General features: G+C 65.2%; 10 protein-coding genes. 7 read left to right on the top strand and 3 right to left on the bottom strand.

The genetic code is table 11. The annotated features are described in order from the left end of the window. Window positions 1–7 precede the first annotated feature (7 nt). The 5 genes from CFB43_RS19780 (at window position 8) to CFB43_RS19760 (ending at window position 5051) form a co-directional block, all read left to right on the top strand. The gene (locus CFB43_RS19780) at window positions 8–676 is read left to right on the top strand and encodes an OmpA family protein (protein ID WP_089496241.1); all 669 of its coding nucleotides are present in this window, start codon (window positions 8–10) and stop codon (window positions 674–676) included. A gap of 398 nt (window positions 677–1074) precedes the next feature. Further along, entirely contained in the window at window positions 1075–2220 is a 1146-nt protein-coding gene (locus CFB43_RS19775; RefSeq protein WP_089496240.1) for a DUF2827 domain-containing protein, read from the top strand. Between the two features lie 14 nt (window positions 2221–2234). After that, complete coding sequence (locus CFB43_RS19770) at window positions 2235–3389, top strand: DUF2827 domain-containing protein (protein WP_089496239.1); 1155 nt, start codon at window positions 2235–2237, stop codon at window positions 3387–3389. Between the two features lie 25 nt (window positions 3390–3414). Continuing rightward, window positions 3415–3882: a DUF4019 domain-containing protein gene (locus tag CFB43_RS19765; protein WP_089496238.1), complete on the top strand. Its 468-nt coding sequence runs from the start codon at window positions 3415–3417 to the stop codon at window positions 3880–3882. A gap of 32 nt (window positions 3883–3914) precedes the next feature. Next, entirely contained in the window at window positions 3915–5051 is a 1137-nt protein-coding gene (locus CFB43_RS19760; protein ID WP_089496237.1) for a DUF2827 family protein, read from the top strand. 416 nt (window positions 5052–5467) lie between these two features. Here the strand turns inward: CFB43_RS19760 and CFB43_RS19750 are convergent, their stop codons facing one another. The 3 genes from CFB43_RS19750 to CFB43_RS19740 all read right to left on the bottom strand — a co-directional run bounded on the left by CFB43_RS19750 (window position 5468) and on the right by CFB43_RS19740 (window position 8699). Then, window positions 5468–5884, bottom strand: coding sequence for a hypothetical protein (locus CFB43_RS19750; RefSeq protein WP_089498076.1), 417 nt, complete (start codon window positions 5882–5884; stop codon window positions 5468–5470). A gap of 92 nt (window positions 5885–5976) precedes the next feature. Continuing rightward, window positions 5977–6780, bottom strand: coding sequence for an EAL domain-containing protein (locus tag CFB43_RS19745; protein ID WP_089496236.1), 804 nt, complete (start codon window positions 6778–6780; stop codon window positions 5977–5979). Between the two features lie 776 nt (window positions 6781–7556). Further along, window positions 7557–8699: a DUF2827 domain-containing protein gene (locus CFB43_RS19740; RefSeq protein WP_089496235.1), complete on the bottom strand. Its 1143-nt coding sequence runs from the start codon at window positions 8697–8699 to the stop codon at window positions 7557–7559. A gap of 446 nt (window positions 8700–9145) precedes the next feature. Between CFB43_RS19740 and CFB43_RS19735 the strand changes: the two genes are divergently transcribed. Then, a complete protein-coding gene (locus CFB43_RS19735; protein WP_089496234.1) occupies window positions 9146–10468 on the top strand; it encodes a galactosyl transferase GMA12/MNN10 domain protein in 1323 nt (440 codons plus the stop codon). Window positions 10469–10544: 76 nt separating this feature from the next. Then, window positions 10545–11243 (top strand): class I SAM-dependent methyltransferase, encoded by a 699-nt coding sequence (locus CFB43_RS19730; protein ID WP_089496233.1) that lies wholly within the window; start codon window positions 10545–10547, stop codon window positions 11241–11243. Window positions 11244–11316: the final 73 nt, after the last annotated feature.

The raw sequence follows: 11316 nt of genomic DNA, 5'->3' as shown, positions 1-11316 counted from the left end.
TGTAACCGTGAACAAACTCGCTCTTGCGCTCGCACTTTCCGCAACGGCCCTCGCCGCGTGCTCGACCGCATCCGGCCCGACCTTCAGCGCTTCCGAACTACAGCCGCGCGACGGCGTGCGGACCTTCCAGGTGGACTGCCACGGCCTGCTGTCGGGCCCGCAGACCTGCATGAAGGCCGCCCGCAAGATTTGCGGCGAGGAGCCGGTGCGCGCCGTCGACTCGGCCCGCGCGCTGCGCGACAAATCCGATCCCGCGACGCTCGTGTTCCAGTGCGGCGCGGCGCCGGTCGAGGCGGCTTCGGCCCCGGCCGCCGCGCCGCCGGCAGCCGTCGTCGAACAGGTGAACCTGTCGGGCGACGCGCTGTTCGCGACCGACCACGCAACGCTCGCCCCGACCGCGCGCGAATCGCTCGACCGGTTGCTGAGCGAGCGCGCCGACCACACGTACTCGCAGGTGAGCGTCACCGGCTTTACGGATTCGGTGGGCAGCGACGACTACAACCTCGCGCTGTCGAAGCGCCGCGCCGAATCCGTCGCGGCGTACCTGAAGGCGCACGGCCTGAAGACCGACTCGCTGACGGTCACGGGTCGCGGCAAGGCCGATCCGGTCGCGTCCAACGCGACGCCGGAAGGCCGCGCCAGCAACCGCCGCGTCGAAATCCGCCTGCAGCACTGAGCGGGCCGCCGCCGCGCGCGGCATCCCGCTCCGGCCGCCAGCGCGGCGCCGGGCGCGCACCCGACCGCCGCCGGACCGACCGGGCGCCGCTTCGCCGGCGCCCGTTTCCGTTGGTCGTCGGCTATGTCAAAGTTCGTCACGCCCCGCCAAAACCGGTGGTTTCCGTGCCACAATCGCCGCAGACAGTCGCCGGGGCAGCCTGCCCGAATCGCACGCCGTGCCAGGCGTGCCCGACGACACGCCGGAAACCGGCTGCCGCCCTCGCGAACCCGGTCGCCCGATTCGCCCGCCGCGGCGCACCGGCGCACATGCAACCATGACAATCCACGGCGCGCCGCTTCCAGGCCAGACGCTCGACGCGATGCCCGGACGCACGACGCCGCAGAGGAAACCAACCGGTGACGGACATCAATGAAGCCGCCTCGGGCGGCACCCGCAAGCAACGGCCGGCGGTCGGCATCTCGCTGTTTGCGCGCGACGGCCAGGCGATCTGGGAAAACGGCATACACCAGAACATCGCGTTCCTCGCGATGATGCTCAAGCGCTCGGATCGCGTCGGCCCCGTCTACTTCCTGAACGGCGGCGACGCCAACGCGCTGCCGGCCGGCCTCGAACTCGACGGCCTCGACATCCCGCTCGTGAAGCCCGCCGACGTCACGCACGAACTCGACGTCGTGATCGAAATGGGCGCGCAGCTGCCGGTGGAATGGCTCAGGCACATGAAGGCGCTCGGCAAGAAAATCGCCGCGTTCTTCTGCGGGCACGTGTATGCCGGCCTGTGCGAAACCCCGATCTTCGGCAAACCGTCGGGGCACATCTTCAACGGCGCGCCGTTCGACGAAGTGTGGCTGCTGCCGCAATACGACAAGACCGCCGCGCCGATGCTGCAGACCATCCTGCGCGCGCCGGTCCACCTGATGCCGCACATCTGGTCGCCGTACTTCCTCGATCGCCGCGTCGCCGCGCTCGCCGCGGAAGGCGCGACGTTCGGCTATCGGCCGGGCCGGCGCCCGTGGCACCTGGCGATGCTCGAACCGAACATCTCGGTCGCGAAGTCCTGCCATTACCCGATGCTCGCGTGCGACGAGTTCTACCGTGCGCGGCCGGACGCGGTTCAGCACATGTTCGTCGTGAATTCGCTGCACATGAAGGAGCATCCGACCTTCGTGCACTTCGCGAACAGCCTCGACCTCGTGCGCCAGCACAAGGCGACCTTCGAGCCGCGCCTCGACCTGCCGGGCTTCATGGCGCGCCATGCGGACGCGGTCGTGTCGCACCACTGGGAAAACGGGCAGAACTACCTGTATTACGACGTGCTGTACGGCGGCTACCCGCTGATCCACAACTCGACGCTGATCGGCGACGCCGGCTACTACTACCCGGACTTCGATTCCGCCGCAGGCGGCCGAGCACTGCTCGAGGCCTGGCTGCATCACGACGAACGCCTCGACGACTACCGCGCGAAGGCCGGCCGGCTGCTGCAGTCGGTCTCGATCGACAACCCCGCGAACCTCGACGCGTTCGTCTCGCGTCTGGTCGCCTGAACCGGAGCATACGCATGTCGGACTCCAATGCCCGTCAAGCGCCCGGCGAGGGCAAGCGTCTCGTCGTCGGCGTGTCGCTGTTCGTGCGCGGCGCCGGCCAGTCGCTGTGGGAAAACGGCATCTTCCAGAACTGCCTGCTGCTGATCCTGCTGCTGCGCCAGTCGCCGCTCGTCGCGGAAGCCGTGATGGTGAACGGCGGCGAACAGGTCGCCGATCCGCAGATGATGCTCGGCGAATGGGACGTGCCGCTGCTGTCGATGGACGAAGCGCTGGAACGCTGCGACGTCCTGATCGAAATGAGCGCGCAGTTCGGCGCGGACTACCTGCGCGCGTTCCGCGAGCGCGGCGGCAAGGTTGTCACGATGCGGGTCGGCAACGACTACGTGATCGACATCGAACGCGCGATGTTCAACAAGCCGTCGGGGTTCCTGTTCTCGGGCGCGCCGTACGACGCCGTATGGACGATCCCCGAATTCGAGCGCTCGTGCCTGCACTATTACCAGACGGGCCTGCGCGCGCCCGTCACGATCGTCCCGCACATCTGGCACCCGATGCTGTTCGACAAGGCGCGCGCGACGCTCGGCGCCGGGCTGTCGTTCGGCTATGCGCCCGGCAAGCCGCGCTGGCGCGTGACGATGTTCGAGCCGAACATCTGCATGGTGAAGACGAGCGTCATTCCGATGCTGGTGGCCGAGGAAGCGTATCGCGCGAAACCGGATTTCCTCGAGTTCGTGCGCGTGTGCAACACGCTGCACCTGAAGGAACACGCGACGTTCGTCCACTTCGCGAAGAGCCTCGACATCGTGAATCACGGGATCACGACGTTCGAAAGCCGCTATGCGGTGTACGAGTTCATGGCCGCCTACGGCGATGCGGTGGTGTCGCACACGTGGGAAAACGCGCAGAACTACCTGTACTACGAGCTGCTGTACGGCGACTACCCGCTGATCCACAACTCGCCGTTCCTCGGCAAGGGCGGGTATTTCTATCCGGACTTCGACTGCCAGGCCGGCGGCCGCGCGCTGCTGAAGGCGTTCACCGAACACGACGCGAACCTCGAGGCGTACCGCGAGCAGTCGCGGCACGTGCTCAGTTCCGTCAGCATCTACAACCCCGAGAACGTCGCCGCCTACACGGACGCGATCGCCACCCTCTATCGCGACGCGTGACGCGCCACCCTTTCCGGACGCCGACATGAACGCACGCCCGTCCCTCACCCGCGCCAAATGGCTGATCGGCTGTGCCGTCGGTTCGATCGCGCTCGGCGCGCACGCGCAATCCGCCGGCGAATCGGCCGACGCGCTGCTCCGCGACTCGGATGCGGTGTTCAAGCAGCTCGATGCCGGCCGGTACGGCGCGGTATGGACCGACGCGGCTCCGTTCGTGAAGGCGCGCATCAAGCAGGACCAGTTCGCGGCCGACATGCAGCATGCACGCCAGTCGGTCGGCACGGTCAGCCGTCGCGGCTGGGCGCAGGTCACGCGCATCCGCTATACGAATGCGGCGACGACGCCCGACGGGCTTTACGCGAACGTCGACTACACGACCACGCTGACGAGCGGCGCGACGGTCTACGAGAAGCTGAGCTTCCGCCTCGAAGATGACGGCCGCTGGCACCTGACCGGCTACGTGCCGCGCCAGTCGCAGAATTTCGCGCAATAACCCGCGCGCCGCGCCCCCACGGAGCCGATCCGATGAAACTCAATGTCGCGATAACGATGAACGTGCAGCGCGACGCGACGCAGTCGATCTGGTACAACGGCGCGAACCAGCACTGCGTGTTCCTGTACATGCTGCTGAAGCAGTCGCCGCTGATCGGCGAGGTCTGGCTCGCGCACGACGACGGCATCACCGACTATCCGCAAGCGCTGATGATGGACGCGTTCGGCGACGCGCTGCGGCCGCTGTCGGCCGTCGTCCACCAGACCGACCTGCTGATCGAGATGAATGCGTTCATCGACCAGACCCACACGGATGCCGTACGCCGGCGCGGCGGCAAGTGCGTGTCGTACCGCTTCGGCAACGACTACGTGATCGCGGTCGAGACGATCAACTTCGAGAAGAATCCGTGGCGGCCGAACCCGAACCGCGTGCAGTTCGACGAGATCTGGACCAACCCGCAGCACATGCACACGTGCGCGGCGTATTTCCGGGCCGTCTATCGCGCGCCGGTGATCGAGCTGCCGCACATCTGGTCGCCGTATTTCATCGAACGCAGCCTCGACGCGGATCCTGAACTGAAGGCGCGCTTCGGCTATCGCAACCACGGCACCGCGAAGCGCATCGCGTTCTTCGAACCGAACCTGAACGTCGTGAAGAGCTCGATCGTGCCGATGCTCGCCGCGAACGCGTGCTACGTCGAGCATCCGGAGCTCGTCGAGCACGTGTTCATGACCAACACGTTCGACAAGAAGGAAAACGTCGCCTTCAAGCATCTCGCGCTCGGGCTCGAGATGGTGCGCGACGGCAAGGCGACCGCCGACGTGCGCGCGCCGTTCGTCGCGTGGGCCGCGCATCACACCGACATCGTCGTGTCCCATCACTGGGAAAACGGCCTCAACTACCTGCTGTACGACGCGCTGTACGGCAACTATCCGCTCGTGCACAACTCGCCGTTCCTGCGCGACGTCGGCTACTACTACCCGGACTTCGAGATCTTCGATGCGGCGCGTGCGATCGCGACCGCCGCGCAGACGCACGATGCGCGGCTCGACGACTATGCGGCCGCGGCCCGCCGCTGCCTGCACCAGGTCGACACGCTCGCCGAACACAACGTCCACGCGTATTCCGCGCAGATCCGGCAGCTGTTCGACGGCCGCGCGCTCGGCTGACCTCCTTCGCACACGGCCCGCCCCTGAATCAGACCGTCCGCAATTTCGTCGGGATCGATTCGATGCAGGGCCCGTTCGTCATCAACCGGCACTGCGCGCTTCAGGCCGAAGCGCTGATCAAGACGGCCGGCCGCCTATCCGGGGCGAGCTCGACACGATCCTGCACGTGATCGCCCCGTTGCCGGACGATGCGACCGCGGTGGACGGCGGCGCAAATGCGGGGCTCGTGTGCGTGCCGATCGCGCATCGGCTGCGTGCGTGCGGCGGCCGCGTGTAGGCGTTCGAGCCGCAGCGCACGCTGTTCCATGCGCTCGGCGGATTGATCGACAGGATGTTGATCGGGGCCGCGACGCGCGGATGATGTCGACGCGGGCCGCGCGTCTCGCGCTGTGGCCCGTGACTGACGTGAACAGGCGCTAGACCAGCACCCGATCGCCGCTTTGCGCGGCGAACGTACGGCCATGCCGCCGCCCCATCCGCGCGAGCACCGCGAAGCAATGCGCCACCGGCCGGCTGGCGCCGCCGGATGACTTGACGAGGCTGTCGGACACGCCACGCGCGATGGCCGAATCGTCGCCGCACGCGCCCGCGATGACGGCCGCGTAATAGTGCCGCGCCGCCAGCTCGCGGCCGCCGGCGTCGAGCAGCGTCATCCGCTGAATGCCGCGCGCAACGGCTTTCAGGCCGTCGAGATACGGCGTGACGTCGATCGGCACCTCGGTCGATTCGGCGCCCAGTTGCCACAGCATGTCGGTCAGCTCGGTGATCGCGACGAGGTCGCGCGCACCAGCCGCCTGCGTGCCCGTTCCGCCTCCGGCCTTCGTCCCTGCCATGCTCAGCCCCTTTGCGATTCGCCCCGGCCACGCGCCGATCACGCCCGACATCGGCGTGCATCCTGCACGCCACCTCGCCGGTTCCCGCGCCGTCACGCGGCGGCCGGCGGCCGCCACGAAAAACGGATGCCCTGCGCCCACGCGACGCCGGCATCCAGGATGATCTGCCGGTCGACCTCGCTCTCCACGCCTTCGACGACGACGTGTCGCGCCCCTTCATGCGCGAACGCGATCAGCCGGCGGAGCTGGTAACGCCCGATCGCGTTGCGCTTGATCATCGACAGGATCGACCGGTCGAGCTTCACGATGTCGGGATTGCCGACCACCAGGTTGTTCAATGCGCTGAAACCGACCCCGAAATCGTCGATCGCGATGCGGCATCCGGCCTGCCGGAAGCGGTTCACGAACGATCGCCCCGCGACGGGATTCAGCGGCCCCGTCTCCGTGATCTCGACCACCAGCCGCGCCGCGACCGACGGCTCGCGCTCGAGCCGCCTGAAGATGGCCAGCCACGCGTCGTCGACCACCGCGCTCGCCGCCGCCACATTGCAGCCGTAGACGGCAGCCGGATCGGCACGCAGCGCGTCGATCGTGCGGCCGACCACGAGCCGGTCGAACCACCGCATCAGCCCGAGCGCCTCGAGGCGCGGCAGGAATGCGGCGGGCGGCAGCGCATCGCGCTCGCCCCACCGCAATCGCGCCAGGCATTCCTGGTACAGCACACCACCCGACAGGTCGGCCCGGCACACGGGCTCTTGTGCGAACCCGAGCCGGCTTTCCACGAAACTGCGTACCGACGCAAGGTCGGGATGATCGTCGGGGGCGCCGAACACGAGATCGATTTCGTCACGATTCGCTTCCCGATTCGCCTCCAGGCGAGCTTCGACCGCATTCATCCGGCGCTCCGGCAAATGGCGAGCCGCCGATCGCGGCTCGACCTCAAGAAACATGCGGAGCAAGCCGACCATGACGCGCTCCGCCGCCTACCCGGCCCATCCTGTTATGTCGATCTTTTCCGGGAGCGTACTGTTCGCTTCGGCGCGCCGTCAAAATTCGATATTTTTCAACGATATTCAGTTACTGGAAATACACCATGCACACACGATATCGAATGTGCGACAGGTCACACTAACGCAAATTACGGAACCCCGGTTCGGATGCTGTTTATTGTTCTCGCCTAAACAACCCGATCCGATTCAGATCCCGCAATTTATGGATCTCGAAATCAGGAAATCCTGAATTGATCAGATAAATACCGGCCCGTGAAGCATCGTGTCATCGCCCGCTGCCGGGCCCATCGCGGATGGCCGGCAGCGACATCGAAAATCGGTCGCCGCATGTCATTCGATCATCGCAGCATCCAATTTTATTGTTTCAAACGAATTATTAAATTTTAAAACAGAATCAAACAGCCCTTAATCGATAATATCAATTTAATTCATACGACGAATATCGATTGAACCATTTTTAACAATTTTAAATACTTGTTAACCTCTAAAATGATTTCCGACGGACTTCCCTCGGAGCCGTCAAATTCGTGCCTTCAAAACCGTCGAACCGATCGGGTTCGGCGGTTTCTTTTTTAACGGCACGATTTCGTCAGACATTAGGGCGGGACTATCCCGATGGCGGAATTCGGCGCGACGGTGTGCGTCGCGCGAAAAATCGGGCCTTATGCGGCCGATGTGCCGACCAGGTTCGCGAGCAACGCGTCGTATTCGGCGACGAGTGCCGGATTGGCCGACGTATAGCGGCCGAGAATCTCGCGCTGGCGCCGCGTGTACGCTTCCCAATCGTCATCGTGCGTATGCAGCGCGCGCAGCAGCGCGTCGGCGCCCTGCTGCACGTCGTTGTCGGGATAGTAGTAGCCGAGATCGGGCGCGAGGCTCGCGTTGTGCACGAGCGGATAGCCCTGCCAGCACACGTCGAAATAGAAATAGTTGAGCGGATTCGACCATTGGTGCGACACGACGATATCGGTCAGGTCGGCCAGGAACAGCGGCGTATCGAAGCGCCCGACGAAGCTCGCCTTGCCCGCGCGCACGATGTCGAGGTAGTTCATCAGCATCACGAACTCGGGGCTGTCGTGTGCGAGATGGAGGGCATTCGTCACGTGCGTGAAGCAGATCGCGTCGGGATCGCGCCGATACGCTTCGTCGATGATCAGCATCGGATACACGCAGAACTTCACCACGTCGTGGTTCGGTTCCATCACCGTCAGCCGCTTGCCAGGCTCGCTGCGCGGCCGGTATTCACCGTGCTCGGGCAGCGGCGCGGCGCGCGCACTCAGGAACATCGGATCCCACACGAACGGCACGACGCGCCCGGGGCAGCGGCGCAGCGACTGCAGGAACGGCAGCGACGAGGGCGCGATCTGCGGAATCGCCCACACCTCGTCGTAGCCGCGGTTGATGAACAGTGAATCCCACAGCCGGCGGCCGAACAGCATCGACTCCATCACGTTGATGTACTCGACGCCGCAGCAGTAGCTGACGAGCTTCGCGCCGCGCGCCTTCAGGTAGGCCGTCTGCTCCCCGTTGACCTGGCCGCCGAGCTCGATCACCACGTCGAGCGAATCCTTCATGTCGTCGAACGTGCGCGTGTCGAATACGTGGCGATCCCACGGCAGCGCATCGGTGAGCGGCACATCGGTGGTGTTGACCAGCGTCACGCGGTAGCCGTGCGGCGACGCCATCAGCAGCTTCGCGAGAAACAGCGCGTTCTGCTTGATGCCGTTGATCCACAGGCTTTCGTCGGGGGCACGCAGTCCGATCGTGATACCGATGCGCAGGCCGTTCAGGACAGGAGACGTCATCGTCGGCAGGATGGAAGGTTGGATGGGGATGGAATGGACGCAGTGTAGCGCGCGATGCGCCGCCCGCGTCAAGCGGCGCTCGCCGGCGGCAAGCCGGCATTCTAGCGGAGCGCCGGCCGCATACTGTCAGGGATGGTCAGCGCGCGGCCGGCGCATGCCAATCGGCGAGACGGCTGTGCGATACTCCGGCGACCCGCCGCGCTACCGGGATGCCGGGGGATGACCGGACGGTATCGGCATCCGGCGCGGGCAGACAACGACCTCGCAGCCGCGCTGCGGAAAAAAATGGCTGACAGAATGGAACGCGACGCCGCGCAAGTCTTCCGGGCAATCCATCACGAACAGGGGCGGCACGCGCCGGAACGCGTGCCCGGCCGCGATGCCGTGCCGACACACCCCGCGCCCGGCGCCCGCCGTGATCCGCTTCGCGGCCTCCGGAGCGCGCGATGATCGTCCTCAGCCATTTCAGTCACGACGCGCCCGCCAGCCTCGAGAATCACCGGCAATACGCGCAGGCGCACGGCTATCGCCACGCAATCGTCGACGCCTCCGCGATGCCGCAGGCGCTGCCGCTGCGGCCGCTCCATCGCTACGAATCGCTGCTCCATGTGCTGCGCGGCGCGCAGCCCGGCGAACTCGTGCTGCTGCTCAGCGAAGATGCGGCGATCATCGAGCCCGTCGCGCTCGATCGCCTGATGCGCGGCCGCGACATGCTGCTCGTCGATGCGTTCGCGCCCCCGTTGCCGCAGGTCGACGTGCAGATCTGGCGCAATACGGCGGCCGTGCGGGCGATCGTGATGCAGCTGGTGCAACGCTGCAAGCTCGGCAGCGAACCGCGGCTGACCTCGGAGGCCGCGCTGTTCGCGGCGCTCGACACGCATCACTACATGACCCCGATCGACGGGCTGTACCCGGTCATGCCGAGCAGCCCCGACCTCGATCCGATGTGGAACCGCGAACCGACGTTCGCGATCAGCATCGACGACACGCCGCACGATCCCGAACGGAAAGGCACGGCGCCCCGTTTCCGCGACACGCTCGTCGCGTACGTCAATCGATGCCGTGCCGCCGGCCGGCCGATGTTCTCGTTCGATCACGATGCTGCCCATACGCCGGACGAATCCGCCGAGCGCAGCACCTACAATCCGGGCCGCCCGATTGCGTTGATGACGCTCTACACGCCGAACATCGGCAGCTATGCGCGCGTCGCCGAACGGAATTTCCGGCGTTACTGCGACACGCACGGCTACACGCTCTACGTGCATCGCGACATTCCGGCCGAGATCGGCCTGAACGCGACCGGCAACTGGTTCAAGCCGTGGCTGCTGCATGCGTACCTGCAGCATCACGAATGGGTCGTGTGGCTCGATGCCGACGTGCTGATCGCGGACCAGCAGAAAGCGCTGGCGCCGCTGCTCGAAGGGCGCGACTGGCTGCTCGCGCACGATCTCGGCCAGTGGGCGTTCAACTCGGGCGTGATGGCATTCCGGCGCACCGCGCGCAACGACGCGATGCTGCGCGACATGATGACGACGATCGCCGCGCTGCACGACCGGTCGAGCGTCTATGCGAGCGACGGCGACCAACTGCATTTCATTCGCGCGATGGAGCGCGACGGGCAATTGCACGGCGAAGGCGTGGCCGATCTCGTCAGCTTCAACACGCCCTGGCTGTTTCGCCGCGCGGACAGCTACATCGTCCACTACTACGGGATGTGGTCCGCGATGCGCGCGCTGATGATGGCGCACGACGACGGGGTGCTGGGCTGACACCGATGTCCGAAGCGGCAAAAGCCGTTCGACGACTACAATCCATTTCTCGAACCAGCCGTGATGGGAGAGCAGATTGGAACAGATCGGGTATTCGTGGCCAACCTTTGACCAGCTCACTCAGTATCTCGTCAAGTCCATCAACCCGAAGCATATTCTGGATATCGGGGCCGGAGGCGGCAAGTACGGGCGCCTGCTCAAGCCGGTCGTGCCGGACTGCCGGTTGACGGCGCTCGAATGCGACGAGGAGACGCATCCGTTCCTGATCGAGAACGGGTACGACGACATCATTTCCGGCGTCAGCGACACGCTCTATGAACGATCGGGTGACGCGTATGACACGGTCATTCTGGGAGACGTCATTGAACACATGCGTCACTCCCACGGTCGCGATCTACTGGAATTTCTCAACTATCGATCGCGGTACATCCTCATCTCGACCCCCGAGTGCATGCCGATGAGCACCGCCTCGTACTTCGAGAGTCACAATTCCGTCTGGCGCCCCGATTCGTTCATGTGGCACGACTTCTGGGCGCATCAGCAATGCGGGATCATGCACTTTTACCTGCTCAGAGGGCACCTCGACTGGAACGCGATGCGTCTCGATGCGCTTGTGGACGCCGCGAATTCTTCAAACCTGTTCAATACGCGCGCCAGCAACGAGCAGGAGTCCGCGAATGAAAACTTGCTCCAGCCGGTCAACCTGACGCTCCATGACTCCCGGTACGTGGAAAAACTCGATGGCGACCAATTTGCCGTATTTCGGCCGATCTGATTTCACGCACGTGATGCGATCCGACATCGACGCATCCAGCCTGCACGACGAATGAAAAAGGAAAAAGGCGCCT

Origin of the sequence: Burkholderia sp. AU15512, assembly GCF_002223325.1 — a bacterium.
Lineage (GTDB): Bacteria > Pseudomonadota > Gammaproteobacteria > Burkholderiales > Burkholderiaceae > Burkholderia.
The sequence above is the reverse complement of the archived record's forward strand: the minus strand, read 5'-3'. Positions and strand labels throughout refer to the sequence as shown.